This window comes from Streptomyces sp. NPDC002032 (assembly GCF_042890765.1).
In the GTDB taxonomy this organism is placed as follows: Bacteria; Actinomycetota; Actinomycetes; order Streptomycetales; family Streptomycetaceae; genus Streptomyces.
The window spans coordinates 131,766-156,043 of the sequence record NZ_JBIASM010000015.1; the positions used below are offsets into that span (position 1 = coordinate 131,766).

General features: G+C 70.4%; 27 protein-coding genes and 1 pseudogene. 19 read left to right on the plus strand and 9 right to left on the minus strand.

Features of this window, described 5'->3' with window-relative positions:
* The first annotated feature begins 116 nt into the window (after nt 1–116).
* The 6 genes and pseudogenes from ACFYYT_RS28575 to ACFYYT_RS28600 form a co-directional block, all read left to right on the plus strand.
* The gene (locus ACFYYT_RS28575) at nt 117–374 is read left to right on the plus strand and encodes a hypothetical protein (RefSeq protein WP_351821958.1); all 258 of its coding nucleotides are present in this window, start codon (nt 117–119) and stop codon (nt 372–374) included.
* On the plus strand, nt 374–1,354 hold the full coding sequence (locus ACFYYT_RS28580) for an aldo/keto reductase (protein ID WP_351821955.1): 981 nt from the start codon (nt 374–376) through the stop codon (nt 1,352–1,354). The genes ACFYYT_RS28575 and ACFYYT_RS28580 overlap by 1 nt, the downstream gene beginning before the upstream one ends.
* A 320-nt stretch (nt 1,355–1,674) precedes the next feature.
* Nucleotides 1,675–2,208, plus strand: a complete 534-nt coding sequence (locus ACFYYT_RS28585) for an NAD(P)H-dependent oxidoreductase (RefSeq protein WP_351821952.1) — start codon at nt 1,675–1,677, stop codon at nt 2,206–2,208.
* A 308-nt stretch (nt 2,209–2,516) separates the two neighbouring features.
* Complete coding sequence (locus ACFYYT_RS28590; protein ID WP_351821949.1) at nt 2,517–3,686, plus strand: serine hydrolase domain-containing protein; 1,170 nt, start codon at nt 2,517–2,519, stop codon at nt 3,684–3,686.
* On the plus strand, nt 3,683–3,805 hold the full coding sequence (locus ACFYYT_RS28595; RefSeq protein WP_351821946.1) for a hypothetical protein: 123 nt from the start codon (nt 3,683–3,685) through the stop codon (nt 3,803–3,805). Before ACFYYT_RS28590 ends, ACFYYT_RS28595 begins: the two co-directional genes overlap by 4 nt.
* Before the next feature lie 448 nt (nt 3,806–4,253).
* Nucleotides 4,254–4,802, plus strand: a pseudogene (locus ACFYYT_RS28600) (hypothetical protein); the annotation flags it as partial.
* Nucleotides 4,803–5,072: 270 nt separating this feature from the next.
* On the opposite strand, the gene ACFYYT_RS28605 reads toward ACFYYT_RS28600, so the two are convergent.
* Entirely contained in the window at nt 5,073–6,437 is a 1,365-nt protein-coding gene (locus ACFYYT_RS28605; protein ID WP_351821943.1) for an FAD-dependent oxidoreductase, read from the minus strand.
* Nucleotides 6,438–6,690: 253 nt separating this feature from the next.
* On the opposite strand from ACFYYT_RS28605, the gene arsM reads away from it, so the two are divergent.
* On the plus strand, nt 6,691–7,563 hold the full coding sequence (gene arsM, locus ACFYYT_RS28610) for an arsenite methyltransferase (RefSeq protein ID WP_351821940.1): 873 nt from the start codon (nt 6,691–6,693) through the stop codon (nt 7,561–7,563).
* 75 nt (nt 7,564–7,638) lie between these two features.
* Here the strand turns inward: arsM and ACFYYT_RS28615 are convergent, their stop codons facing one another.
* A complete protein-coding gene (locus ACFYYT_RS28615; protein ID WP_351821938.1) occupies nt 7,639–8,451 on the minus strand; it encodes a sulfite exporter TauE/SafE family protein in 813 nt (270 codons plus the stop codon).
* A 187-nt stretch (nt 8,452–8,638) separates the two neighbouring features.
* Between ACFYYT_RS28615 and ACFYYT_RS28620 the strand changes: the two genes are divergently transcribed.
* Both ACFYYT_RS28620 and ACFYYT_RS28625 read left to right on the plus strand, forming a co-directional pair.
* Entirely contained in the window at nt 8,639–9,013 is a 375-nt protein-coding gene (locus tag ACFYYT_RS28620) for a metalloregulator ArsR/SmtB family transcription factor (RefSeq protein WP_351821935.1), read from the plus strand.
* The gene (locus ACFYYT_RS28625; RefSeq protein ID WP_351821933.1) at nt 9,010–9,507 is read left to right on the plus strand and encodes an N-acetyltransferase family protein; all 498 of its coding nucleotides are present in this window, start codon (nt 9,010–9,012) and stop codon (nt 9,505–9,507) included. The genes ACFYYT_RS28620 and ACFYYT_RS28625 overlap by 4 nt, the downstream gene beginning before the upstream one ends.
* A gap of 22 nt (nt 9,508–9,529) precedes the next feature.
* Here the strand turns inward: ACFYYT_RS28625 and ACFYYT_RS28630 are convergent, their stop codons facing one another.
* The 4 genes from ACFYYT_RS28630 to ACFYYT_RS28645 form a co-directional block, all read right to left on the minus strand.
* Nucleotides 9,530–10,894 carry a hypothetical protein gene (locus ACFYYT_RS28630; RefSeq protein ID WP_351821930.1) on the minus strand — a complete coding sequence of 455 codons (1,365 nt, stop codon included), beginning with the start codon at nt 10,892–10,894 and terminating at the stop codon, nt 9,530–9,532.
* A gap of 149 nt (nt 10,895–11,043) precedes the next feature.
* Nucleotides 11,044–12,102: an ArsO family NAD(P)H-dependent flavin-containing monooxygenase gene (locus ACFYYT_RS28635; protein WP_351821927.1), complete on the minus strand. Its 1,059-nt coding sequence runs from the start codon at nt 12,100–12,102 to the stop codon at nt 11,044–11,046.
* Nucleotides 12,099–13,190, minus strand: coding sequence for an ACR3 family arsenite efflux transporter (gene arsB / locus ACFYYT_RS28640; RefSeq protein WP_351821924.1), 1,092 nt, complete (start codon nt 13,188–13,190; stop codon nt 12,099–12,101). The genes ACFYYT_RS28635 and arsB overlap by 4 nt, the downstream gene beginning before the upstream one ends.
* Nucleotides 13,187–13,495, minus strand: coding sequence for a helix-turn-helix transcriptional regulator (locus ACFYYT_RS28645; protein ID WP_266967092.1), 309 nt, complete (start codon nt 13,493–13,495; stop codon nt 13,187–13,189). The genes arsB and ACFYYT_RS28645 overlap by 4 nt, the downstream gene beginning before the upstream one ends.
* A 100-nt stretch (nt 13,496–13,595) precedes the next feature.
* Between ACFYYT_RS28645 and ACFYYT_RS28650 the strand changes: the two genes are divergently transcribed.
* Nucleotides 13,596–14,015: an arsenate reductase ArsC gene (locus ACFYYT_RS28650; protein WP_351821920.1), complete on the plus strand. Its 420-nt coding sequence runs from the start codon at nt 13,596–13,598 to the stop codon at nt 14,013–14,015.
* Nucleotides 14,016–14,020: 5 nt separating this feature from the next.
* Nucleotides 14,021–14,893: an FAD-dependent oxidoreductase gene (locus ACFYYT_RS28655; protein ID WP_351821917.1), complete on the plus strand. Its 873-nt coding sequence runs from the start codon at nt 14,021–14,023 to the stop codon at nt 14,891–14,893.
* A gap of 4 nt (nt 14,894–14,897) precedes the next feature.
* Here ACFYYT_RS28655 and ACFYYT_RS28660 read toward each other — a convergent pair whose 3' ends face one another.
* Nucleotides 14,898–15,524, minus strand: coding sequence for a TetR/AcrR family transcriptional regulator (locus ACFYYT_RS28660; RefSeq protein ID WP_351821914.1), 627 nt, complete (start codon nt 15,522–15,524; stop codon nt 14,898–14,900).
* A gap of 122 nt (nt 15,525–15,646) precedes the next feature.
* Between ACFYYT_RS28660 and ACFYYT_RS28665 the strand changes: the two genes are divergently transcribed.
* From ACFYYT_RS28665 to ACFYYT_RS28680, 4 genes are all read left to right on the plus strand, one after another.
* The gene (locus ACFYYT_RS28665) at nt 15,647–16,195 is read left to right on the plus strand and encodes a dihydrofolate reductase family protein (RefSeq protein ID WP_351821911.1); all 549 of its coding nucleotides are present in this window, start codon (nt 15,647–15,649) and stop codon (nt 16,193–16,195) included.
* A 50-nt stretch (nt 16,196–16,245) separates the two neighbouring features.
* Nucleotides 16,246–16,536, plus strand: coding sequence for a DUF4287 domain-containing protein (locus ACFYYT_RS28670; protein ID WP_351757362.1), 291 nt, complete (start codon nt 16,246–16,248; stop codon nt 16,534–16,536).
* A 75-nt stretch (nt 16,537–16,611) separates the two neighbouring features.
* Entirely contained in the window at nt 16,612–17,436 is an 825-nt protein-coding gene (locus ACFYYT_RS28675) for an alpha/beta hydrolase (protein ID WP_351821908.1), read from the plus strand.
* A gap of 123 nt (nt 17,437–17,559) precedes the next feature.
* Complete coding sequence (locus ACFYYT_RS28680) at nt 17,560–18,735, plus strand: hypothetical protein (RefSeq protein ID WP_351821905.1); 1,176 nt, start codon at nt 17,560–17,562, stop codon at nt 18,733–18,735.
* A gap of 54 nt (nt 18,736–18,789) precedes the next feature.
* Here the strand turns inward: ACFYYT_RS28680 and ACFYYT_RS28685 are convergent, their stop codons facing one another.
* On the minus strand, nt 18,790–19,896 hold the full coding sequence (locus tag ACFYYT_RS28685) for a helix-turn-helix transcriptional regulator (protein WP_351821903.1): 1,107 nt from the start codon (nt 19,894–19,896) through the stop codon (nt 18,790–18,792).
* A 91-nt stretch (nt 19,897–19,987) separates the two neighbouring features.
* Here ACFYYT_RS28685 and ACFYYT_RS28690 point away from each other — a divergent pair, with 91 nt between their 5' ends.
* The 3 genes from ACFYYT_RS28690 to ACFYYT_RS28700 all read left to right on the plus strand — a co-directional run bounded on the left by ACFYYT_RS28690 (nt 19,988) and on the right by ACFYYT_RS28700 (nt 21,948).
* The gene (locus ACFYYT_RS28690) at nt 19,988–20,188 is read left to right on the plus strand and encodes a hypothetical protein (protein ID WP_351821900.1); all 201 of its coding nucleotides are present in this window, start codon (nt 19,988–19,990) and stop codon (nt 20,186–20,188) included.
* Nucleotides 20,189–20,394: 206 nt separating this feature from the next.
* Entirely contained in the window at nt 20,395–21,486 is a 1,092-nt protein-coding gene (locus tag ACFYYT_RS28695; protein WP_351822065.1) for a hypothetical protein, read from the plus strand.
* Nucleotides 21,487–21,534: 48 nt separating this feature from the next.
* Nucleotides 21,535–21,948 (plus strand): phage tail sheath C-terminal domain-containing protein, encoded by a 414-nt coding sequence (locus ACFYYT_RS28700; protein ID WP_351821897.1) that lies wholly within the window; start codon nt 21,535–21,537, stop codon nt 21,946–21,948.
* Nucleotides 21,949–22,089: 141 nt separating this feature from the next.
* Here the strand turns inward: ACFYYT_RS28700 and ACFYYT_RS28705 are convergent, their stop codons facing one another.
* Nucleotides 22,090–22,695 (minus strand): hypothetical protein, encoded by a 606-nt coding sequence (locus ACFYYT_RS28705; RefSeq protein WP_351821895.1) that lies wholly within the window; start codon nt 22,693–22,695, stop codon nt 22,090–22,092.
* 327 nt (nt 22,696–23,022) lie between these two features.
* Between ACFYYT_RS28705 and ACFYYT_RS28710 the strand changes: the two genes are divergently transcribed.
* Nucleotides 23,023–23,457, plus strand: coding sequence for a hypothetical protein (locus tag ACFYYT_RS28710; RefSeq protein WP_351821892.1), 435 nt, complete (start codon nt 23,023–23,025; stop codon nt 23,455–23,457).
* Nucleotides 23,458–24,278: the final 821 nt, after the last annotated feature.

Genomic DNA, 24,278 nt, shown 5'->3' on the forward strand with positions numbered 1-24,278 from the left:
GGTTCACGGATCTCCACCGCCTGTCCCTGGCAGCACCAGCGCCGGTCATCGGCTGACAGCGACCGGCCCGGATCCCCCTGCACGGCCACTGCACGCCCGGCCACCGGGACGAAGCCATGCGCATCACCGACGAGCCCGGCGTCGATGTCGTCGGCGCCGGCCTACGACGACGCCCGCGCCTGAGCGACACGCCCCACACCCGGCCGAGTCAGAGCCGCCGGGTGCGCATCCGGCAACTGACCCGCTACCCGGGGGACCGCGCCTTCGCCGACAGCGCGCGGTCCGTCAACTGGTGGCGCACCGCACTGGTCATGGCGCTCACAGGACATGACCATCCACCGGGCCTGACGGCCCCTACGACAAGGAGTACCTGATGAAGCACGTATCACTGGGCGGGCTTGATGTCTCCCGCATTGGCCTGGGAGCCATGACCATGGCCGGCACGTACACCACCGGCGGGGGGCTCGATGACTCCGAGTCGATCCGCACGATCCACCGGGCGCTGGACCTGGGGGTCACCCATATCGACACCGCCGAGATCTACGGCCCCTTCCACAGCGAGGAAGTCGTCGGCAAGGCCATCAAGGGCCGTCGCGACCAGGTCGTGGTGGCGACGAAGTTCGGTCTCGTCTCCCATTCCGGGGGCGGCCCCGGCGTGATCGACAGCAGCGCCGGCAACGTGAAGACCGCGGTCGAGGGCTCGCTCATGCGGCTCGGCGCCGACCACATCGACCTGTACTACCAGCACCGCGTCGACCCGAACACGCCCATCGAGGAGACCATCGGCGCGCTGGCCGAGCTGGTAGCCGAAGGCAAGGTGCGCCACATCGGACTCTCGGAGGCCAGCCCCGACACGATCCGCCGCGCGCACGCCGTGCATCCGGTGGCCGCGCTCCAGACCGAATACTCCCTGTGGACCCGCGACGTCGAGGCCGAAATCCTCCCGCTGCTGCGCGAACTCGGTATCGGGTTCGTCCCGTACTCGCCGCTCGGCCACGGCCTGCTGACCGGGCAGATCCGCACTGTCGACGACTTCGCCGACGACGACTGGCGCAAGACCAACCCGCGCTTCACCGGTGAAAATTTCCAGCGCAACCTGCGCATCGTCGACGAAGTACAGGCCATCGGCGCCGAGATCGGCGCCACCCCGGCACAGACCGCGCTGGCGTGGATTCTCACCCGCGGCCACGACATCGCCCCCATCCCCGGAACCCGGCGGGTCTCACGCGTCGAAGAGAACACCGCCGCCGACGCCATCGAACTCAGCGCCGCTCAACTCGAGCGCCTGAACAACCTCACACCGGCCGCGGGCGAACGCCACGACGAGGCGAACATGTCCACCATCGACCGTTGACCGCCCACGCCTTCGCAAGGACTGCGCCGCAGTCGCCGCGCCCTACTGGCCGACGACAGTCACGCGGGCGCCGCGCCGGACGTGAGGAAGCAGTCACCCACGACGAGATCGCCGTACGCGATCACCGCGGGCAACCCCTACGTCACGGTAGGCGGCCCGCAGTACGCCGCTGCGGAGTTCGCGCTCCCCAGCTCACTCCTGCGCACGCGGAGCGCGGGAGCAGGACTGACGTCCCGGCGAATTCCTGGCCCGCACCCGACCAAGCCGCACCACCCGTTCAGCCATTTCCCTGATCACTGCAAAGGTTCTCCATCGTGTCCATGGTTCTCCTTGTCATAGGTCACCCCGACCTGTCCCAGTCGAAGGCCAACGCGGCGCTCGTGGACGCCGTCCGCGATCTGGCCCATGTCACCGTGCACGACCTCTACGCCACGTACCCCGACTTCCAGATCGACGCCGACGCCGAGCGGGCGCTGCTGGCCGAGCACGACGTGATCGTCTTCCAGCACCCCGTGTTCTGGTACAACACCACTCCGCTGTTCAAGCAGTGGCAGGACAAGGTCTTCACCTATGGCTGGGCCTTCACCATGGATGGCTCGTCCTCGCAGCTGGCCGGCAAGAAGGCGATCGTCGCCGTCACCGCCGGCGTCCCCGGCGACCACTACACCCCCGAAGGCGCGAACCAGGCCACCCTGGAGACCCTCCTCAGCAGCTGGTACGCGACCCTGCGGCTGTGCCAGTTCGACATCCAGCCGATGGTCAAGGTGTACGGCACCGCCTTCGGCCTCTCCGACGAGGACCTGGCCATCGCCGCCAAGCAGTACAACGAACTGCTCGCCTCCTTCGCCGCCTGACCGCGCTCCCATCCACCGCGCTCGCTCTCGTCGACCGGCTACGCAGCGGTGATGCTCCCACCGGCCTCCGGCCGCTCTTCGCCCGATCGGCGTCGAGCAGCCGGAGGCCTGTACCCGGCGGCCACCCGCGCCCCTGAGATCAATGCGCTGCCAGCCCGACCAGCGCCCCGACGCCTTCCTGCCCGACCCCGCCATGGCACTGAACAACCAGTCGGGTCGGGCCGGGCTGGGGGCGACACGAAGAAGCACCGGTCGCGATCACTCGCGCCTTAGCAAGCCACTCCTCTTGAGAGGTCACATTGAAAACCATGATCCATTCTGAATCGGCTGGGCCTGCCGTCCAAGGCCACTGCGACGAGCGGTTCGCCTCAGTGCGGGCCGCATTCGAGGAGAACTTCCGGGAGCACGAGGAACTGGGCGCCGCGGTGGCTGTGCAGGTCGACGGGCAGACCGTGGTGGACCTCTGGGGCGGCTGGGCGGACGCCGCGCGCACCCGGCCCTGGGAGCGGGACACCGTGGTCAACGTGTGGTCCACGACGAAGGGGCCGACGGCGCTGGTCGCGCATCTGCTGGCCGACCGGGGACAGCTCGACCTGGACGCCCCCGTGGCGACGTACTGGCCGGAGTTCGCCGCGGCCAGCAAATCGACCGTCCTCGTACGTCACCTCCTTTCACACCGGGCGGGCCTGGCCGGACTGCGCGAGCCGCACAGCCTGGCCGACGCGTACGACTGGGAGCTGACCACCGCGCGGCTGGCCGCCATGGAGCCGTGGTGGGAGCCGGGCACGCAGTCCGGCTACCACGCCCTGACGTACGGCTTCCTGGTCGGAGAGGTGGTACGGCGGATCACCGGTCTGCTCCCCGGCGAGTACCTGCACCAGGAGATCACCGGGCCACTGGGCATCGACTTCACGATCGGCCTGCCGGAGAAGGAGGCCGGGCGGATAGCGGAACTGGTTGGCCCGGCCATGACGGCCGCAGTCCAGGCGGCCTTCGCGGAGCTGCCGCCCGTCGCCCTGGCCTCCCTGGCCAACCCCGTCATCACGGCTGCCGACGCCAACACCCCCGAGTGGCGCGCCGCCCATCTCCCGGCTGCGAATGGCCACGGTACGGCCCGCGCGGTCGCAGCACTCTACGGGATCTTCGCCCACCGGGGCATCGCCGACGGCCGCCGCGTGCTGTCCCCCGAGGCCGCCGAGCGTGCCCGCCAAGGCCAGGGCGTGTGCCGCGATCTGGTCGTCGGCACGGCCTACGAGCACGACACGGAGATCGCCCTGGGCATGTGGCTCGGCGGCCAGAACGCCACCTACGGCCCCAACCCCCGCGCGTTCGGCCACGACGGCACAGGCGGCTCCTTCGGCCTAGCGGACCCGGAGGCGGACGTCAGCGTGGGGTACGTCATGAACCGCATGGGCTACGGCATCGCCGACGATCCGAGGAAGAAGACTCTGATCGACGCGGTGTACGCGGCGCTGTGACCGTTTCCGGCCTTCAGTCGATGGTCAAGGTGTACGGCACTGCCTTCGGCTTCTCCGTCGAGGAGCTGGTCACCGTCGGCAAGCAGTACAACGAGCTGCTCGCCTCCTTCGCCGCCTGACCGCGCTACCACCACCGCGCCCGCACTCGTCGAGCGTGACACAGCGGTAATGGTCCCACCAGCCTCCGGCCGCTCTTCGCCCGATCGGCGTGGAGCGGCCGGAGGCCTGTACCCGGCGGCCACCCGCGCCGCTGAGATCTATGCGCTGCCGGCCCGACCAGCGCCCCGACGCCTTCCTGCCCCACCTCGCCATGGCACTGAACAACCAGAGGGGCCGGCGAGGGCCGGCTGGCCCGATGGCTTGAGACCGGGCCAGGCGGCGAGACCGCCACTACTCCGGGCAGGGCGGACTACGCAGAGGCACTCCAATTTGTCGTCAGACCCGAACCCGCACGTTCGAGCGCAGTAGCTGCTGAGCTGACCTTCCAGACCTGGAACCGGCATGCCCAACCATTCCGATCGGTAGACCACGTGTGGGTTCCCGGCGTTCGAGCTCCAGGATTCTGCGAACCCGCGCGCTTCCGTCTTCGACCTCCTCGCCCATCCCGAGCACGGGGACGTCCGCCACCGTAGCTACGAGACCCGCCGCGGCCTCTTGGTCGACCTGCTCGGCGAGTTCGGCCCGCCGCTCCAGGTCGTGCCGGCCACCGACGACCGGGAAACGGCTCTCGTGTGGTTCGAGGCGCTCCAGTCGCAGGGCATCGAAGGGATCGTGGCCAAGAGGAGCGCGGGCACCTACAGGGGTGGCCGGCGTGACTGGCAGAAGATCAGACACACCGAGGTACTCGACGCGGTGGTGGTCGGCTTCACCGGCACCCCAGCCCGCCCCGGGCACCTGCTCCTGGAGCTGCCCGACGGAACCCGGGCCCGCTCCCAACGCGTCACCGGCGCTCTGGCCGCGCAGTGCGCGAGGGCCTTGGCCGAAGCCGGCCCCGGAGTCCGGGGTCGGACAGACGACGGGGAGGCGTTCACCGTCTACGACGGGCCGCCGCTCGTGGTGGAGATCCTCGCCGGGACCACCCGGCACGTGGTCGTCACGGTCGTTCGTCTGCGCTAACCCGCCCGCGCGGACGGTTCAGGCGCGGAAGGTCTCCCCGCGCGCCTTGAGGCAGGCCATGCACAAGGGGTTCTCTGGGGGAGAAAGTGTGGCGCGAGGCAGCCGAAGGTCGGTTGGTGCAGCTCAGCGCGCGGATTGGCAACGGTAGTGGCTGCAACAGGTGTGGTGCCATCGCTGGTTCGGGTGACCCGGTGGGCGTGACGGTGCGGGGCCGCGACCGGACCCCCGTCCCGGTCACGGCCCCGCCGCTTGGTTGAGCCGTCGGTTCGGTCAGCAGCCGCCGGTGGCGGTGGGGGCGCCGATGGTGAGTGTGGTCGGGGCCGCGCAGCATCCGCCGGCGGTTTCTTCGGGGGTTGTGGGCTGGTCGAAGAGGCCGGCTCCGCCGCAGACTCCGGTTTCGGGGAGGGCGAGTTCGACGCGGTGGGCGGCTTCGTGGTCGCCGGCGAGGTGGGCGGCGATGGAGCGGACCTGTTCGTAGCCGGTCAGGGCGAGGAAGGTGGGGGCGCGGCCGTAAGACTTCATGCCGACGAGGTAGAGGTCCTTCTCGGGGTGGGAGAGCTCGTTCACGCCGTGGGGGTAGACGGTGCCGCAGGAGTGCTGGTTCGGGTCGATCAGCGGGGCGAGCGCGGTCGGGGCCTGGAGGCGCTCGTCCAGGCCCAGGCGCAGCTCGGAGACGAACGACAGGTCGGGGCGCAGGCCGGTGAGGACGATGACCTCGTCGACGGGGTCGAGGCGGCGGCCGTCCTCAGCGATCAGGAGCAGGCGGCCGTCGGTGTCGGATTCGATGGTGTCGGTGCGGAAGCCGGTGACGGCGTCGGCGTGGCCGTCGTCGACGGCGGCCTTCGCGGCCAGGCCCAGGGCGCCGCGGGCGGGCAGCTGGTCGGCGGTGCCGCCGCCGAAGGTGGAGCCGGAGATGCCGCGGCGCAGGATCCAGGTCGCGTGCGTGCCCGTGCCGTCCTCGGACTTGGCAAGGTCGGCGAGGGAGGCGAGCGCGGTGAAGGCGGAGGCGCCGGAGCCGATCACCGCGGTGCGCCTGCCCGCGTACCGGGTGCGGACGGCGGGGTCCTTGAGGTCGGGGATGCGATAGGAGATGCGGTCGGCGGCCGCGTGCTCGCCGAGGGCGGGCAGGCCGTCGCCGCCGATAGGGGACGGGGTGGACCAGGTGCCGGAGGCGTCGATGACGGCGCGGGCCAGGACCCGTTCCTCGGTGCCGTCGGCGTTCTTGATGCGGACGGTGAACGGCTGCTGCTCGCGGTCGGCGTCCACGATCCGGTCGCGGCCCTGGCGGGAGACGCCGGTGACGGTGGCGCCGTAGCGGACCTTGTCGCCCAGGACGTCGGCCAGCGGCTGGAGGTAGAGGGCGGACCAGTCGGCGCCGGAGGGGTACGTCGTGCCGTCGGGTGCGGTCCATCCGGTGGGCGCGAGGAGCTTCTCGGCGGCCGGGTCGACGACCTCGGACCAGGTCGAGAACAGTCGAACGTGGCCCCACTGGCGTACTGCGGCGCCGGCGGCGGGCCCCGCTTCCAGGACGAGGGGTTCGATCCCGCGGCCGGCCAGGTGCGCGGCGGCGGCCAGGCCGGTGGGGCCGGCCCCGATCACGATGACGGGCAAAGCGGGGGTGGCAGGGCTGGTCACGACGACTCCTCGTTCTGTTTCGACGTTTGTCGATTCGGTGGCGCCGGATCAGCATCGCACCGGCTTCGACATCCGTCAACATAGACAGACTTCAAATCAAATGGTGCGTGCAGGGCTGCCCCGAAGTGCCTGAGGGTGGTTCCTGAGCTTTTTGTTTCGACATTCACCTATGTTGACGTTTGTCGATATAAGGCGCAATGTTGAGGCGAGGACGCCGAAGCAGCGGCGCCCCGAGAGCTGGAGGAGTGCCGTCATGTCCGAGAACCCCGCCCCCGCCCCGATGCCCGCGACAGCCGGTGGCGCCGAGCTGAGGGAAACGGTCCGCTCCCGGTACGCGGCCGCGGCTGTCCAGGTGACCGAGGGCGGGACCGCGTGTTGCGGCCCCGACGCGATCGAGATCGACGAGAACTTCGGCGCCGGCCTCTACGCCGACACCGAGCGCGGCGCCCTGCCCGCCGAGGCGGTCGCCGCGTCCCTGGGTTGTGGCAACCCGACCGCGGTCGCCGACTTGAACGAGGGCGACCGCGTCCTCGACTTGGGATCGGGTGGCGGCATCGACGTCCTGTTGTCCGCGCGCCGGGTCGGCCCCACGGGCAAGGCGTACGGGCTCGACATGACCGAGGAGATGCTGACCCTGGCCCTGGCCAACGCGGCCAAGGCGGGGGCGGGGAACGTGGAGTTCCTCAAGGGTGCCATCGAGGCCATCCCGCTGCCGGCGGCGACGATCGACGTGGTGATCTCGAACTGCGTTATCAACCTGTCCACCGACAAGCGGTCCGTGTTCGCCGAGACCTTCCGCGTACTGAAGCCCGGCGGCAGGATTGGCGTCTCGGACGTCGTCGCCGACGACACCCTCACCCCCGACCAGCGGGCCGAACGCGGCGACTACGTCGGCTGCATCGCCGGCGCCCTCTCCTTCACCGAATACCGCCGAGGCCTGGAGGCGGCCGGGTTCACCGACGTCGCCATCACCGCGACGCACCAGGTCGCCGACGGCATGCACTCCGCGATCATCAAGGCCGTCAAGCCCGCCGACGCCCACAGCGCGCTCCCGCTCGCCCAGAGCGAGGCCGCGGCCGGCTGCTGCAACGCCCCGGCCGCCGAACCGGCATCGGGCTGCTGCTGACGTAGATGCCCGGGGTGCGGCCGACGACGGTCGGGGCGGCCGTTGTGCGGCCCCGGCCGGCGTGAGGGTGGCGGGTCAGTCGTGGCGGGCGAGCTTGACCGAGGAGAGCAGGAGGACGACCGCGAGGGCGGGGATGAGGATCAGGTCGGGGATTGCCCCGAGAAGGAGGCCCCCGAGCAGGGCGCCGGTGACCGAGCCAGCGATCATGACGAGCGTGAAGCGCCGATTGGCGCCCAGGACGGCGAAGCTGCCGTCGCGGCTGTAGCGGGCGAAGGCCACGAGCATGGTCGGCAGGGACACCAGCAGGGACAGGCTCCCCGCGACCTTGATGTCGAGGCCGAACAGCAGCACGATCGTGGGGATCAGCAGCTCCCCGCCGGCAACACCCATGATCGCGGCGACCACGCCGATGCCGAACCCCGCCACCACCCCGGCCGGAACCCGCGCCCACAGCGGCAGATCGAGAGCGCCGAGGGAACCGAAGTGGGTGAGCAGCAGGGCGGCGGCCATGAGGACCATGAGGGCGGCGAGGACCTTGTAGAGGGTGGAGGTGCGCATCCGTACCGCCCAGGTGGCCCCGGCCCAGGCGCCGATGAGGCTGCCGGCGAGGAGGTTGGCCGCGACCGTCCAGTGCCCGGCGATCTGGGAAGCGGACACGGCGGCCAGCCGGGCGGGCAGCGCCACGAGGACGACGGCCAGGCTCATGGCCTTGTTGAGGATGACCGCCGAGAGGGCGGCGAACCCGAACAGGCCGATCAGCAAGGGCAGGCGGAACTCCGCCCCGCCCAGGCCGATCATCCCGCCGAGGATGCCGATGCCGGCTCCGGCGGTGAACGCCAGCGGCATCGACCGGGTCGCGCGGGCGGGGAGGAGGTGCTCTGTTGCCATGACTCGCATCCTCACCCCCCGCCGGACCCTGTGGCCATGATCAGGTGTGATGTTGAAAGCAAACGACTGCGATCCGGCCATGGCCTTGTCCGGTCCTCCAAGGTCGACCCTCTGCGAGGCCGAGGAGCCTCTCATCTCGCAGGCCCCACCCCTGCGCGCTTGTTTCGATGTGTGTCAACATAGACGTATGTCGAATGCGAAGGTTCTGCCGCTCTTGGAGCCCGAGGCCGTCGCCCCGTGCTGCCCCCCGCTCAACGAACGCCCCCTGTCCGCCGGCGAGGCCGAGGTCGCGGCGAAGATGTTCAAGGCGCTCGGTGACCCGGTGCGCCTGCGTCTGTTCTCCGCGGTCGCCTCCCACGAGGGCGGTGAAGCGTGCGTGTGTGACATCTCCGACGTGGGCGTCTCCCAGCCCACGGTCTCCCACCACCTGAAGAAGCTGAAGGAGGCGGGTCTGTTGTCCTCCGAGCGCCGGGGCACCTGGGTGTACTACCGGGTCGAGCCGTCCGTCCTGGCCGCGATGGGCGCCCTGCTGGCCGGCCCGGCGAGGACCGCGTCCGCGTGAGCGGCCTCCGTATCCGCCCGTTTGAGGCCGAGGACGCCGGCCGGGTGTTGGCGATCTACCAGGCCGGGATCGACGAGGGCAACGCCACCTTCGAGACCACCGCCCCCACCTGGGCCGACTTCGACGCGGCGAAACTGCCCGAGCACCGCTTCGCAGCCATCGACGGCGACGGTGAACTCCTCGGCTGGGTAGCCGCCACCCGCGTCTCCGACAGGTGCGCGTACGCGGGCGTCGTCGAGCACTCCGTCTACGTCCACCCCGCCGCCCGCGGCCAAGGTGTCGCCCGCGCGTTGCTGGACGCACTGATCGTCTCGACCGAGGCGGCGGGGATCTGGACGATCCAGTCCGGGATCTTCCCCGAGAACACCGCGAGCCTGGCCCTGCACCAGCGCGCCGGCTTCCGGATCATCGGTACCCGCGAACGCATCGGCCGCCACCACGGGGTCTGGCGCGACGTCGTGCTGCTGGAGCGCCGCAGCCCGGTCCTGGGCTGAGCAGTAGGCACCCCCGCCCGCCTCAGCCTCCCGCCGGCGTGTCCGATCCGTCGGCGGGGTCGAGGTCGATGACGTCGCCGTCCTCGAAGGCCCGGTTCCACAGGTTGCTGTAGAGCTGCAGGTCCTCGGGCGCGAGGTCGAGGACACCGTCGACGCGGACGGTGCTGGTGTCCCAGGGCCGGTGCCCGGCAGCACGGGGGGTGAGCAGCACTCCGAGAGTGGAGGACTCCTCGGCCAGGCCGGTGCGCTCAGTGACTTCGTGTTGGCGGAGCTCTACGTAGGTGGTGAAGGCGGCCTGGATGGTGGGGTCGAAGCGGGTGGCGGCGCCGACGATGAGCTGGCGTGAGCTGTTCGTGTGGAGCAGGCGCCGGAAGCGCCACTTGTAGTGGCCTTCGGGGACGTTGGGGACGTCGCGGAGCATGTCCAGGAGCAGGTGGCCCCACTGTGCCCTGGCGGCCACGGGGAGCAGGTCGAGGTCGGAGAGCACGGTGAAGCGGTCGCGTTCCGTCATCGGGTCGCGCAGGGGTGTGAGGGCGATGTCTTCGAGGATGATGCGCAGGATGCGGTGGGCGTTGGTGCCGTCGCTGCCGGCCGGGGCCTGCGGCAGCTGCGGGGCGGAGAACAGAGTGCCGTCGGCTCCCACCAGCTCGGTGTCGATGTCCTGGGGCGGTGTCTCGGCGTCCGCGGCGGCGAGTTGGTAGTAGCGCACCGGCTCGTCGCCGAGAGCCACAGCCGGCTCGCCGGCTGCCCGGAAGAGGTAGTCGAGAACTGCGGTGGTGGAGCGCAGCTGGTCGAAGAGGAAGTCCCAGTCGCGGCGGGTGAGCGCGATGGCGGGTATGCCGAGGGGCTGCCAGGTGACGTGGGCGTTCGGGGGGACGTGCGGGTGGTCGAGGAGGAACACTGCGATCCACTCGAAGGCGTTCCCGTCGACCGTCAGGGTCCGGTCACGGCCGTTGATCATGTCGGCCGGCAGCATACGCAGCTGCCGCACGGTGCCCTTGGCCTGGCTCATTGCCTTGACGGCCACCTTCTGGATCCAGGAGATCTCGGGGGCGTCGGGCTTGGGGGTGATGGTGCGGGCCTTGACCTGGATGACCGCGCCGCGCTGGCCGGCGAGCAGGAGCCGGTCGCCCAGCTCGCGCCGGCCTGATCCCTTCGCGGCGTGCTCGGCCTGCTGGAACACGAAATCGGGCATGCCCCAGGTAGCTGCTGCCGTGTGGGTCGCCTGCTCGGCTCCTGGTCCGTGGTCGACGTGTTCCGGCAGCGGCAGGGCGGGCGGAATGCGACGTAGGTGGGTGCCTTCGGGGGTGTCCACGATGAGCGTCATCGCGTCGGCGGCATCGTCTTGTACCGGGAGCCACAGGAAGGGAGTTTGAGGGTTCGTCACACCCGCCATTAGACGCACTATTGAGCCATCGTGTCTTGATATTTACCTGGATTGGTGGCCTCCCGGCAGGCCGGAGGAGGGTGGCACTGTCTGCGGGCACGGGGCAGGCGGCAGTGAGGTTCGAGCGCCGGGTCCCGGGGGCCCCGTCGTTACGGCCGCAGGAGGTCGGCGATCTGGCGGGCGGTGTCGCGGGCGGGGCGGCCGACACCGATGAGGGTGGCTGAGGCGGGGCCGGTCCAGTCGCCGTAGCCGAGCAGGTGCAGGCGAGGCTCGTCGACCGCGCGGGTGCCGTCGGTGGCGATGTGCCCGCGGCTGCCGCGCAGGTGCAGGCCGGCGAACGGGGCGAGAGCGGGCCGGAACCCGGTGCACCAGATGACCGCGTCCGCGTCGGCGCGGGTCCCGTCGGCCCACTGGATGCCGGTGGTGGTGAGGCGGGTGAACATCGGCTGCGCGGTGAGGAGTCCGGCGTCGCGGGCGGCGCGGACCGGGGGGACGGCGACGATGTCGCCGAGGGAGGCGACGCCGCCGGTGTCGGTGCGTCCTGCGTCGAGGGCGCGGCGGCGTGCGGTGGCGTGGTCGAAGAGGGCCCGGCCGTCGATGTCGTCGGCGAGGTAGCGGGGCGGGCGCTGGGTGACCCAGGTCAGGTCGGCCGTGCCGGCGAGGTCGGCGGCGATTTGGGCGCCGGAGTTCCCGCCACCCACGACAACGACCCGCTGCCCGGCGAACTGGTCCGGGTTCTTGTACTGCACGGTGTGCAGCTGGCGCCCGGTGAAGTCCCGGCGGCCGGGAATCGCGGGCAGGAAGGGCCGGGTCCAGGTGCCGGTGGCGCTGATGACCGCGCGGGCCCGCCAGGTGCCGCCGTCCGTCTCTACGCGAAGGAAGGCGCCGTCGCGGTGGACCGCCGAGACCCACACTCCGCGCCGGACGGGAAGCTCATATCGCTTCTCGTAGTCGGCGAGGTAGGCCACGACGTGGGCGGCGTCGGGGTAGAGCCGGCCGGGCTGGGCGGGCATGAGCCGGCCGGGCAGGGAGGAGTACTGGGCGGGGGAGAACAGGTGGAGAGAGTCCCAGGTGTGCTGCCAGGCCCCGCCCGGGCCCGCCTGGGCGTCGAGGATGACGTGCTCGACGCCCAGGCGGCGCAGGTGGTAGCCGGCGGCGAGCCCGGACTGCCCGCCGCCGATCACCACCACGTCGGTGCGATCCGTCATGAGGCGAGCGTGTCCTGGGTGAACTTGCGGCGCCACGCGAGGGACACGTAGACGAGTGCGACCAGGACGGGGACCTCGATGAGGGGGCCGACGACGCCGGAGAGGGCTTGGCCGGAGGTGACGCCGAATGTGGCGATGGCGACCGCGATGGCCAACTCGAAGTTGTTGCCGGCGGCGGTGAAGGCGAGGGTGGCGGTGCGGTCGTAGTTCAGACCGATCGCCTTGCCGAGCGCGAACGTCCCGAACCACATCACCGCGAAGTACACCAGCAGCGGCAGCGCGATCCGTGCCACGTCCAGCGGCTGCGAGGTGATCGTCTTTCCCTGGAGGGCGAAGAGGATGACGATCGTGAACAGCAGCCCGTACAGCGCCCAAGGCCCGATCTTCGGCAGGAACTTGGTCTCGTACCGTTCGCGGCCGAGCTTCTTCTCACCGATCCTGCGGGTCAGGAACCCGGCCAGGAGCGGGACGCCGAGGAAGATGACGACGTTCAGCGCGATCTTCCACATGGAGATGTGGAGGTGCTCGCCGTCGCCGAGGCCGAGCCATCCGGGGAGCAGGTCGAGGTAGAACCAGCCGAGCACGCCGAAGGCGATGACCTGGAAGACGGAGTTCAGGGCGACCAGGACGGCGGCGGCCTCGCGGTCGCCGCAGGCGAGGTCGTTCCAGATGATGACCATGGCGATGCAGCGGGCCAGGCCGACGATGATCAGGCCGGTGCGGTACTCGGGCAGGTCCGCCAAGAAGATCCAGGCGAGCGCGAACATGAGGGCGGGGCCCAGGATCCAGTTGATGACCAGTGAGGAGATCATCAGCCTGCGGTCGCCGGTGACCGCGTCGAGCTTGTCGTAGCGGACCTTCGCCAGGACCGGGTACATCATGATCAGCAGGCCGACCGCGATGGGCAGGGAGATCCCGCCGATCTCCACCTCGGCGAGCGCGTCGTTCAGGCCGGGGATCAGGCGGCCGAGCCCGAGGCCGAGGCCCATGGCGAGCAGGATCCAGACCGCGAGGAAGCGGTCCAGGGTGGAGAGCTTCGCCACGACCGAGGTGTCCTCGGTGGTGGCGGCAGCTTGGGTGGGGGTCACGGACAGGCCCTCTTGTTCTCGGCGGCGGTGCGCGCGGATGCGGCCAGGTCGGCGAACTGGCCGGCGAGCTGGGCGATGACGTCCGGGCGCAGCTTGTAGTACACGAAGCGGCCGCACGGTTCGGTCTCCACGACCCCGGCCTCTCTGAGGACCTTCATGTGGTTGGAGAGGTTGGTCTGCTTGGCGCCGGTCTCCTCCACGAGGTGGGTGAGGCAGAGCGTCTCGCGGGCGAGCAGGGTCACGATCTGAAGCCTGAGGGGGTCGGCCAGGACTCGGATCACTTCAGTGTCGACTGACGTCATCATGGACTGATACTGTCACATCGCTTGGGGCTGACACCAGCCTGGGCTGACTTATCGGATCGTGCCGCAGGCCGGCCGACCTTGGTTGATGAAGGAAGAGACGATGTCCTCCACCCCGCTCGCATCCGTCCTGTTCGTCTGCGTCCACAACGCGGGCCGCTCCCAGATGGCCGCCGGATTCCTGCGCCACCTGGCCGGTGACCGCGTCGAGGTCCGCTCCGCCGGCTCCGTGCCCGGCGAGCAGATCAACCCCTCCGCCGTCGCGGCGATGGCCGAACTCGGCATCGACATCTCCGACCAGAAGCCCAAGGTCCTCACCCCCGAGGCCGCCCAGGCATCGGACTACATCATCACCATGGGCTGCGGCGACGCCTGCCCGTACTTCCCCGGCAAGACCTACCTCGACTGGCAGCTCGAAGACCCCGCCGGCCAGGGCGTCGAGGCCGTGCGCCCCATCCGCGACGAGATCAAAACCCTCATCGAGGGCCTGATCACCGACATCGACGCCAAGAAGCAGGTCTGACACCCATGCCCGAGACCACGACCGGTGACGGCATACGCGACGTCATCGTCATCGGCTCCGGCCCCGCCGGATACACCGCCGCCCTCTACACCGCCCGCGCCCAGCTCAAGCCCCTGCTGTTCGGCAGCAGCATCTTCGTCGGCGGCTCCCTGACCACCACCACCGAGGTCGAGAACTTCCCCGGCTTCCCCCACGGAGTCGACGGCCCCGACCTCATGACCAACATGCGGGCCCAGGCCGAGAAGTTCGGCGCCGAGATGATCGACGACGACATCGTCTCCGTCGACCTCACCGGACCCGTCAAGCTCCTCACCGACTCCGAGGGCACCGTCCACCGCGCCAAGACGGTGATCATCGCGACCGGATCCGGCTACCGCAAGCTCGGCCTGCCCAAGGAGGACGAACTCTCCGGCCGCGGCGTCTCCTGGTGCGCCACCTGCGACGGATTCTTCTTCCGTGACCGGGACATCGTCGTGGTCGGCGGCGGCGACACCGCCATGGAGGAAGCCACCTTCCTCACCCGCTTCGCCCGCTCCGTCACCGTCGTCCACCGCCGCTCCACCCTGCGCGCCTCCAAGGTCATGCAGGACCGCGCGTTCTCCGACGACAAGATCTCCTTCGCCTTCGACAGCGAGATCGCCGAGATCAACGAGAAGGACGGCATGCTGGCGGGCGTCGTCCTGCGCGACACCTTCACCGGCAAGAGGCGCGACCTCAACGTCACCGGCCTGTTCATCGCCATCGGACACGACCCCCGCACCCGTCCACCGGCGCTCTGGTGCTGCTGTGTTTCCACGGAACGCGTTGGGCGGTGCGATGTCCACCGTTGTGGACGCGCCGGTGGGGGCGGCCGCCCCCATGTGACCTGCGCGGCTTGACCACCTATCGATCTGTATACGCGGCGAGGAACACACGGACGCCCTCGTCGGCCAGCCGTTCGAGTTCGGCCGGGGTCTGGATGTCGTCGTGGGCGAAGAACATGGCGCGGTCCATGGGGACGGCCAGAATGAGCCAGGCGAAGTGACGGGCGGCGAGCACCGGATCCTCCAACTTCAGCAGCCCGCGCGCCGAGAGGTGTTCGAAGCAGGCCGCCAGGGCGTCGATGGTCCGCTCGGGCGCGCGCCGGTAGTAGTCGGCGGCCACCTCGGGGAAGCGGTCGGCCTCCGCGATGAGCAGCCTGCGCAGTTGCAGCCCTCCGGGCTGAATGACGGTGGTGATGTAGCGCCGGGCGAGCACGGGCAGGTCCCCGCTGAGGTCATCGGTGTCGCGCAAGGCGTCGATGACCTCGACGAACAGGCCGACCCTGCTGCTGGCGTTGGTGATGATGGCGCCGAACAGCGTCTCCTTGTCCGTGAACTGCTTGTACACGGTCTGCTTGGACACCGCGGCCGTCGCGGCGATCTCGTCCATGCTGGTGCCCGGGTATCCCTTGCGCAGGAACAGTTCGGTGGCCGCCTCCATGATCGCCTTGCGCTTGCGGGCCGAGCGGCCGTCCTCGGGTGCTTGCATGCCAGCCTCCTTGATGCTCCGCGAAGAGTACTGGACTGCTCAGTACTCATATGAGTACTGTACGGTCCAGTACCAGCGCCGTGGGTCGACCCTGGCGCCGTCACCAACCGGGGGGATCGGCCATGACGACCGCAGGACGCAAGATCATCGCGGGGCTGTTCGTGTCACTGGACGGCGTGGCGGAAGCGCCGGAACAGTGGCACTTCCCATACCTGGACGAGGAGATGGGCGCTGCCCTCGCCCAGATGCAGGCCGGAGCGGACACGCTGCTGATGGGGCGTCTGACCTACGAGGCGTTCGCCGCGGCCTGGCCGGAGCGGACCGGCCCGATGGCGGACGCGCTCAACGGCATCCGCAAACTGGTCGCCTCGACCACCCTGAACGAGGCCCGCTGGAACAACACCACCGTCATCGACGGCGACGTCGTCACCTTCCTCAAGGACCTCAAGCAGCAGCCGGGCGGGAACATCAACCTCTCCGGCAGCATCTCGCTGACCCGAACCCTTCTGGAGGCCGGCCTCCTCGACGAACTGCGACTCCTGGTGCACCCGATCGTGCTGGGCACCGGCAAGCGTCTGTTCCCGGACGGCACCGGCCGGACCCCCCTGCGGCTCACCGCCTCGGCCACTTTCTCCACCGGCGTGCTGGACCTGACCTACCAGCCCGCCTGACCTGCCCACGGCCCCGTCCCCAGCCATCAACCATCGGAGAGAAGGACCCCATGTCGTTCCAGGCATACCTGGACACCATCGAGACCAAGACCGGCCTGACCCCCCGCGCCTTCATCGCGCTGGCACAGGAGCGCGGCTTCGACGCCCCGTCGACCAAGGCAGGAACGATCCTCACGTGGCTCAAGGAGGAATACGACCTGGGGCGCGGCCACGGCATGGCGCTGGTCCACGTCATCAAACACGGCCCCCGCATCGACGCGAAGCACGTCGGCACGACCGGCTCGCACCGCGACGACTCCGACACCCTCTGGCTCGACGGCAAGGCGACGCGCCCCTCCTGAAGCGGCGCGCCTGTCCCGACAAGCGCCTGAAGCACCGCACCTCACGGACCGCGCCCACCTCCTGGAGAACCCGCCATGACCTGGACCGACCGCACCGTGGTACGCGAGGGCGTCCGCATCTCCTGCCGCGATTGGGGCGGATCAGGCCCCCCGGTCGTCCTCCTGCACGGACTGGCCGGCCACGCGGGCGAATGGGACACCCTCGCCCGGAACCTGAGCCGCCGCTACCGGGTCGTCGCCGTCGACCAGCGCGGCCACGGCGCGAGCGAGCGCCGACCGGGCGATGTCTCCCGCGCTGCGTACGTGGCCGACGTCGTCGCTGTCATCAGACAACTCGACCTGCGTCGGCCGGCCCTGGTGGGGCAGTCGCTGGGCGGCCACACCGCCATGCTCACCGCCGCCGCCCACCCCGACCTGCTGCGCGCGATCGTCCTCATCGAAGCGGGCCCGGGCGGCTCCAACCCGAACGTGCAGGCAGAGATCGGCGCAGCGCTCGACGCGTGGCCGACGCCGTTCCCCACACGCCAGGTCGCCGTCGAGTTCTTCGGCGGCGGTGCTGTCGGCGAGGGCTGGGCGGCCGGACTGGAAGAGCGCGCCGACGGCTGGTGGCCGCGCTTCGACCGTGACGTGATGGTCGACGCGCTGACGGAGAATGCCCGGCGTTCCTTCTGGAAGGAATGGACAACCATTGCCTGCCCGACGCTGGTCATCCTGGGGCAATCCGGCATCATCCCCGCGCAGGAGACGCAAGCCATGCTCCAACAGCGACCCGAGACGGTGGCCGTGAGCGTCCCCGAAGCGGGGCACGACGTACACCTGGAACACCCCGAGATCCTGCGGCAGGCGCTTCGAGAATTCCTTGAACAGGTAGCCGACCAGCCTGTTCGCGGGCAGGCCTGACCTCGACACCTTGGGACGTGTCCACGTATCAGCAGCGCGGTGGGCTCCGGCTCCAGGGCGCCCGGGCTCACTGCCGGGGTCAGGTCACCGTGCCGTTGATATCGACTGACGGAGGCCCTGGGGGTGCCGCTCCCGATCCTCCGGCCGCGGGTGACCGCCTCGGCGGTCGGCCACCTCGTCAAGGCCGGCCTCCTGGTCTACCTCGGCGGGGAGCCAGAGTTCCCCGAGGTGCACCCGGAGCAGGTTGCGGCCCTGGCCCGCCGCCGCGACCTGCCCGCGCTCCTCGACGCGCACGTCCCCCTCGGCCCGGACCAGGCCGCTGTCCGCCTCGGGGTCAGGCGCCGGGACTTCGATGAGGTGGTCCGCCTCGGGTTCCTCGCTCCCATGGGGGCGGTGGAGATCGACTACAAGCGCCAAGGCGGCGTGACCACCGTTCCGCTTTACAGCGCCCGCGACATCGCCCTGTTGGACGTGGTCCGTCCCGGGGTGGACTGGCGGGCGGTGCGGGAGACCCGTCCGGGCCGGCGGTCTCTGCTCGCCGCTTTGAGCCCGGTCAGCCCGGACACCGACCGGGTCCTGCTCGCCGGGGTGGGGCGGATCGCGGGGGTGGGCCGGAGCGTTGGGGTGGGGCGGGCGGCGGTGGTCAACTGGCGCCGCCGCCACCCCGACTTCCCCGCCCCGACCGGTGGGAGCGATGTGCATCCGGAGTTCGACCGGGCCGAGATCGTCGCGTGGCTGCTCGCCCACGACAAGATCATCATTCCCGCCGGGGCGGGGGCGGCGTCGCTGCTGGTGCGGGGCGACATGGGCGCCACGGGCCGGTTCCGGCTGGATGCCCCGTGGCTGGGCCTGGCCGACGACATCGAGGGCACCGACCAGTTGTCGGGGTGGGTTGTCGACGACGTGGACGCCGAGGCGCTGGCTGCCCTGGCGGCCGGGGAGTTCGGGGCCACGCTGACCCGGCTGACCGCACCGGGTGCGGGCCCGCTCGCGGTGCTCGGCGAGGTGCGGGTGACCGACCGGTTCCGGTCCGGCTCCGGGGGGCTGCGGATCACGTTGGAATGGCCGGCCCGCCTGCGCGGCACCGCCTCGCCAACCGGTGGGGGCGGTGTGGTCCGCCACGGTGTCCCGCGCGCGAGGACCGGCGAGGACTGTGTGTGCGCCCGGCACGACTGCGGCGGCCTGGTCCCGGTCCTGTGGTGCGACGAGCACGGGGGCGAGGTCGCCCCGGTGATGGAGTGGCACGCGGGCGGAGGACTGCGCTGCGCGCAGCTCACGCGCGGCAGGGCAAGCGCGTAGAGGACTCGTCGGCTGCGGGTGGCCCCGGCGCACCCTCGGGGGTGCCGGGGCCGGTCAGGCCCGGATTTCGTTGACCAGCATGCGCAGGGTCAGGCTGTGTTTTTCCGGGGGGAGGGCGTTCATAGCGGTGGTGGCGTGGCTGATGCCGCCTGCCTTGTCGCCGGAGCGGGCCAGCATCAGGCCCCGGTGGAGTTCCAGGTGGGTGGCGAAGCGGGGCAGGGAGGAGGGGAGTTCGGCGAGGGCCTGGTCCTGCGCCTCGGTGGCGGCTTTCTCGTGGCCGAGGCGGGCGAGGAGGAGCGAGCGGAAGACGTTGAGCCGCCACCAGGGGACGGCGTAGTCGGAGGTCTGCTCATACGATCCGGCGGTATCGAAGATCCGCCGCCCTTGTGCGTCGAGGGCGAGGGCGGTGGCGTGGTCGCCGCGCAGGGCGGCGGCGTGGGCTTTGCCGTAGACGGCGTTGAGCAGTCCGAGGGAGGGCCGGCCGTCGGCGAGGGCGAGGGCCTGGTCCGCGAGGACGTCCGCGACGCCGAGGGAAGCCCCCTCGTAGCCGAGGGCGATCGCGGCCCGTCCCCGCGCCCACACCCGCACGCCCGGATCCCCGGACTGGTCGGCGGCCTCGGCGGCCATCCGGTACCAGCGCACGGCGGCGGCGCCGTCGGAGCCGGGGAACGTCTTGGCGTAGAGGGTCATGAGCCGGGCGGCGGCCGACCACAGGCGGGGCTGGTCGAGCTGCTGCTGGACGACGACGAGTTCCCCGGCGACGCGGCGTTGGATGTCGGCTGCGCCCATGGACATGTAGTCGCTGCCGTAGGCGGCCAGCTTGGCCTCCCATTCCTCCGTGGAGGGTCCGCCGGTCAGCCGGGCGGTGAAGCCGCGCGCGAGGAGGTCTGAGGCGATGACGGGGGCTATGGCTGTGCCTGCGAGATCGGTCAGGAAGGTGCGGCGCATCATGGGGTCCTCCAGCACGGCTAACGGCACGTCCAGCACGCCCGACAGGGCCGCGAGGTAGAACCCGCGCGGGGTGACCTTCCCGCGTTCCCACCGGGCGACGTACTCGCGGGTCAGGGCGGTGCCGTGCCGGGCGTTGATCTCGTCGGCCAGACGGGCCTGGGACCAACCGTGCGCGGTACGCAGTTCCCGGATCAACTCCCCGATGTCCATGACCCCATCTTGCCCCCGCCTTTGCCCCTCCCCGAGCCCTTTCGGCGGGCCGAAGGTAGAGGCAGGCACCCGTCTGCGAAGGGACACCCCCGTGACCGCCACCGACGACCCCCACGCCTCCCACGACGCGCTCAAGCTGTTTCCCCCGGCCCTGGTCCAGGCCCCGCCGTCCTGCGCCCGTTGCCAGGGCTACGCCCACCGCCGCGACACCGCCACCGGCCCCCTGCGCGGGACGGTGGTCACCGACATGCAGGTGCTGATGAAGCGCTGCGCGCAGGACGGGCACCGGTGACGGGCCGCCGGTCGAGGCCGCCGACCCGGAGGCGGTGCGTGCGGCGCTGCGGGGCCCGGTCGGGGCCGGGGTCGCGGCGGACCGACTCTCGGAGGCGCTCGGGGTGCCGCTTCCGCGTTGCCGGCCGAGGGTGACAGCGGCGGCCGTCGGCCACCTCGTCCGCGCCGGTCTGCTGGTCTACCTCGGCGGTGACGTCGAGTTCCCCGATGTCCATCCGGATCAGGTGGCTGCTCTGGGCCGCCGTCGGGACCTGCCCGCCCTCCTGGACCGGCATGTCCCCCCTGGGCCCGGACCAGGCCGCGGTGCGCCTGGGTGTCCGTCGTACGGAGTTCGACGTGTTGGTGGAGCGGGGGTATGTCTCGCCGGTGGGGTCGGTGGCCATTGATTTCAAGCGGCAGGGCGGCGTCACGACGGTCGCCCTCTACAGCGCGGAGGAGGTGGCGCTGCTGCCGGTGGTGTGGCCGTCGGTGGACTGGCGGGCGGTGCGCACGGTCGCGGCCGGGCGCCGGTCTCCGCTTGCTGGCCTCGCCCCGGTGGGTCCGGGTGGGTACCGGTTGTTGTTGGCGGGGGTGGCGCGGATCGCCGGGGTGGGGCGGGCCGCGGTGGTGCAGTGGCGCCGCCGTTACGACGACTTCCCCGCCCCGGTCGGTGGGACCGGTGTGCACCCGGAGTTCGACCGGGCCGCCGTGCTGGAGTGGCTGCTGGCCCACGGGAAGATCGAGATGCCCACCCGGACGCCGGCCGGTGCACTCCTGATGGCACGCCCTGGTGGTGGGACGCGAACGGTCCGGCTGGACGACCCGCTCTTGACCCTGGCCGAGGACGCGTCGGGCGAGGACCGGCTCACGGGCTGGTCCACGGACGACGACGCCGACACCCTCGCCGCCTGGGCGGGCGCCGGGTCCGGCGGGGCGCTGCGCCGGCTGACCGTGCCGGGCTCGGCCGTGTGGGCGGTGCCGGGCGGGGTGCGGGTCGGGGACCGGGTGCGCACGGGCGCGGGCGGCCTGCACGTGACCCTTGCCTGGCCGGCTGGTCTGCGGGGTGCGGCCTCACCGCGGCCGACGGGCGGCGTGATCCGCCACGCGCTCCCGTACTCGGTGCCGGGGGAGGCCTGTGTCTGTCGGCGTCAGGAGTGCGGCGGCCTGGTCCCGGTCGGCTGGTGCGTCGAGCACGGCGACACAGCCGGCCCGGTGATGGAGTGGCACCCCGGCGGCGGCCTGCGCTGCGCGGCACTGGCGGCGAAGGACCGTTCGGGCTCGCGTCCAGAAACCGCCCTACCTCTCCCGACAGCACTGTGACAGTGTGTGTCCGTAATGCAACTTAAAGCGATGCTGGGAGGCAATCACATGTCGACGCCGAACTCGAAGGGCCCTGCCCGGGTTCAGCTCGTGCCGGACGCGCAGAGGATTCCCTCTGTGACTGTGCCGAAAGAGCTGGAGGGCGAAGCTCGGGCGAGCTTTCTTGCGGATGTGATCAGGAAGGGCACCTCGTGGGCCGAGTCTGGACCCAATGGGGCAGATCTGCGGAACGCGCTGCGTCACTCCACGACGTCGTTCCTCACCGACCAGTGGCGACAGGGTGCCCTGTTGGGGCGGACGCCGGACGAGGCCTTCTACGTCATCTGTGATGACACCAACAACACGCCGACCACCATCGACGGCGGCAGGGTCATCTGCGACATCGGCGTCGCCCCTGTCCGGCCTGCCGAGTTCGTGCATTTTACGATCACGCAGATCGCAGGAGAGCCCGGCCGGAGCTGATCCGTCCTGCGGCCGCCTGGGCCTGGGGTGGGGCCGGTTAGGGTGCGGGTAGCCCGTTCCGATATGGCGCGTTCGGGTGAGGCCCGGTGCCCAGCGTGTTGGGGGCAGTACCACCGGGCCGCCTCACCCTCGTCGGCGGTCTCAGTGGCCGTTGAGGGCGTGTGTGAGGGCGGTGCGGATGATGTCGCCGGTGGTGGTGATGTGGGCGGCGATTCGTTCGCGTTCGGCGAGTGCGTCGGGTGTTGCGGCCGGTCGTCCGGTGGCGGGTCCGGGGCCCCATCGGTCTTTCCAGAGTTCCAGGGCTTGGACGTGGGGCAGGTTGGTCCAGTAGATGCCCCGGTGAAGTGGCGCCCAGAGGTTGTCTGTGAGGCTGACGACGAGTCTGGCGGTGAGTCCGGTACCTCTGTTGGGTCCGGTGCCTCCGAGGGTCTGTCCGGCCCGCTGAGAGCCTTCGGGGATCGGGTCCCAGTCTCGGAGCAGGCCTCGGTGGTCGAGTTCGGCGCGGAGGGCGGGAGCGAGTGCGCGGAGCCGGCTGATCCGGTGGGTTCCGTTCTCGCGGAGCCGGTCCCGTTCGGCGCGGATCCGTGCGCGGGCCGCGCGTAGCTCGGGCCCCCGCAGCCTCAGAACGTCGGCGTCCTCCTCGGCGCTGGCCTGCCAGCGGGTTTCGGCGGTCTGCTGCTCCTGGACCAGGGCGTCAAGCCGTGTCAGTTCGTCGGGGGGTACGGCGATGACCATGGTGTGTGGCATGCCCCCATCCTTGCCGGAGAGGGGCCCGAAGCGGGCACGGATCCATCTTCCCAGAGGTCCGCGCTAGGCCGTTTCGTTCGGATTATCGGGCTGCTAATACCTGGATGGCGGCGAGGCTGAGTTTGCCCGGCGAGCATCACGGCCTACCCGGCGGCGAATGGCGTCCGCCGGCTCGGGTCAGCTCGGGGCACCCGGGTGCCGGGCATGGGGGGCAGGGTCGTCGGGGCAGGGGATGCCTCCGATGTATTGAGAGTGGCGGTTTGGTGACTCGCCGTTACGGGGAGATACACGCGCGTCGGCAGTGAGCCGGCCAGTGAGGAGACAGCCATGTCTGAGACGACGCCCAACTCCAAGGGCCCTGCCAAGGTGCAGATGTCCCCCGAGCAGCTTGCAAGCCTCGGGGTGACTTCCATGGCCGAAACGGCGGCGCCCGAACCGACGCTGATCCCGGCGGACCAGGTCAAGCCCGAGGACATCGCGACCCTGTCGATCGAGTACCGCGGCGGTCGCCCCGTCATCGTCGCCAACGGCGGGAAGTACGTTCCGGCACGCATTGCCGTCGTTGATGGATCCCGCCGGAAAAATGAGATGTTCAGAGTTTCCGACGCGGATGGTTCGTTGGATATGGAGGATGTTGATGGTTATGGTCGTCAGCTCCTCCAGTCTGATGATGTCTTCTTGATCAACACAGGGGACCACGTTTTTTGCTGGGTTGGGTCCGGCGCATCCATCGATGAACGCCGTGGCGAGGTACGCAGCTGATCCCTTCGCGAAAGCTTCTCCTTCCAGCCCGGCCGCCTGGGTGCGGATCTCTCCACTCCCTCACCGGGGCGCATCGGCTCGACACCGGCCCCGGCTATCGCTGGCTCGGCCCGTGGGTACCGGACGGGTGGCGCGTCTACGTCAACGGGTAGCGTCAGAACGGGGCACCAGCTGCCCCCAGAGTGCTCGCGCGTCTTGAGTCGGTGGCACGGACGGCAGAGCGGTTGCGCGTTGCCGTCCGTCCCGCCGCGTGCGACGCCCTCACCGACATGGTGGGGGCTTTCGCATGTGCGTAGGTCAGGCGGCCAGCATCACATGCAGGTTGCTACGACTTGCGAACGGTAACCGAGTCAGTACGGACTGTGGCTTTTGCGCCACCTTGTCGGATACCGCCGGCCTAGCCGGTTCGCTGTATCTATATAGATACTTGCAAGCACCCCTGGCACCCTTCGGGAATCTGCGACGGACATAAATTGATGGACCGTCAGATTCATTCTTGGGGGGTTGACACCGCCACACCCGCACTGTCACGCTGACTGTGCGTTACCAACTGCACAGCGGAGTGAGTCACCACGAATGCCCGCCACGCTCCCTCGTAGCCAGCCAGCCAGCCAGCCAGCGAAGCGGGCCCAGGGCCGGGGAGCGAAGCGGACCGGCCCTAACAGGCAGCGAAACAACCTGAGTTGAGCCGCGCAGCGGCTCAACTCAGGGGTCTGAAGCGCAGCGGAAGACCCCGAGGACAAGCCCGCGAAGCGGGCGCCGACCTCGCCCCCCGCGAAGCGGGGGGCCTCACACTCCGTCACCGGCCGCGCAGCGGCCGG

What these genes read in the sequence shown, in the direction of transcription:
- ACFYYT_RS28575 (WP_351821958.1), top strand. Translation starts at nt 117, where the DNA reads ATGCGCATCACCGACGAGCCCGGCGTCGATGTCGTCGGCGCCGGCCTA.
- ACFYYT_RS28580 (WP_351821955.1), top strand. Translation starts at nt 374, where the DNA reads ATGAAGCACGTATCACTGGGCGGGCTTGATGTCTCCCGCATTGGCCTG.
- ACFYYT_RS28585 (WP_351821952.1), top strand. Translation starts at nt 1,675, where the DNA reads ATGGTTCTCCTTGTCATAGGTCACCCCGACCTGTCCCAGTCGAAGGCC.
- ACFYYT_RS28590 (WP_351821949.1), top strand. Translation starts at nt 2,517, where the DNA reads ATGATCCATTCTGAATCGGCTGGGCCTGCCGTCCAAGGCCACTGCGAC.
- arsM (WP_351821940.1), top strand. Translation starts at nt 6,691, where the DNA reads ATGTCCGAGAACCCCGCCCCCGCCCCGATGCCCGCGACAGCCGGTGGC.
- ACFYYT_RS28615 (WP_351821938.1), bottom strand. Translation starts at nt 8,451, where the DNA reads ATGGCAACAGAGCACCTCCTCCCCGCCCGCGCGACCCGGTCGATGCCG.
- ACFYYT_RS28620 (WP_351821935.1), top strand. Translation starts at nt 8,639, where the DNA reads ATGTCGAATGCGAAGGTTCTGCCGCTCTTGGAGCCCGAGGCCGTCGCC.
- ACFYYT_RS28635 (WP_351821927.1), bottom strand. Translation starts at nt 12,102, where the DNA reads ATGACGGATCGCACCGACGTGGTGGTGATCGGCGGCGGGCAGTCCGGG.
- ACFYYT_RS28645 (WP_266967092.1), bottom strand. Translation starts at nt 13,495, where the DNA reads ATGATGACGTCAGTCGACACTGAAGTGATCCGAGTCCTGGCCGACCCC.
- ACFYYT_RS28650 (WP_351821920.1), top strand. Translation starts at nt 13,596, where the DNA reads ATGTCCTCCACCCCGCTCGCATCCGTCCTGTTCGTCTGCGTCCACAAC.
- ACFYYT_RS28655 (WP_351821917.1), top strand. Translation starts at nt 14,021, where the DNA reads ATGCCCGAGACCACGACCGGTGACGGCATACGCGACGTCATCGTCATC.
- ACFYYT_RS28660 (WP_351821914.1), bottom strand. Translation starts at nt 15,524, where the DNA reads ATGCAAGCACCCGAGGACGGCCGCTCGGCCCGCAAGCGCAAGGCGATC.
- ACFYYT_RS28665 (WP_351821911.1), top strand. Translation starts at nt 15,647, where the DNA reads ATGACGACCGCAGGACGCAAGATCATCGCGGGGCTGTTCGTGTCACTG.
- ACFYYT_RS28670 (WP_351757362.1), top strand. Translation starts at nt 16,246, where the DNA reads ATGTCGTTCCAGGCATACCTGGACACCATCGAGACCAAGACCGGCCTG.
- ACFYYT_RS28675 (WP_351821908.1), top strand. Translation starts at nt 16,612, where the DNA reads ATGACCTGGACCGACCGCACCGTGGTACGCGAGGGCGTCCGCATCTCC.
- ACFYYT_RS28685 (WP_351821903.1), bottom strand. Translation starts at nt 19,896, where the DNA reads ATGGACATCGGGGAGTTGATCCGGGAACTGCGTACCGCGCACGGTTGG.
- ACFYYT_RS28695 (WP_351822065.1), top strand. Translation starts at nt 20,395, where the DNA reads ATGTCCATCCGGATCAGGTGGCTGCTCTGGGCCGCCGTCGGGACCTGC.
- ACFYYT_RS28700 (WP_351821897.1), top strand. Translation starts at nt 21,535, where the DNA reads ATGTCGACGCCGAACTCGAAGGGCCCTGCCCGGGTTCAGCTCGTGCCG.
- ACFYYT_RS28705 (WP_351821895.1), bottom strand. Translation starts at nt 22,695, where the DNA reads ATGCCACACACCATGGTCATCGCCGTACCCCCCGACGAACTGACACGG.
- ACFYYT_RS28710 (WP_351821892.1), top strand. Translation starts at nt 23,023, where the DNA reads ATGTCTGAGACGACGCCCAACTCCAAGGGCCCTGCCAAGGTGCAGATG.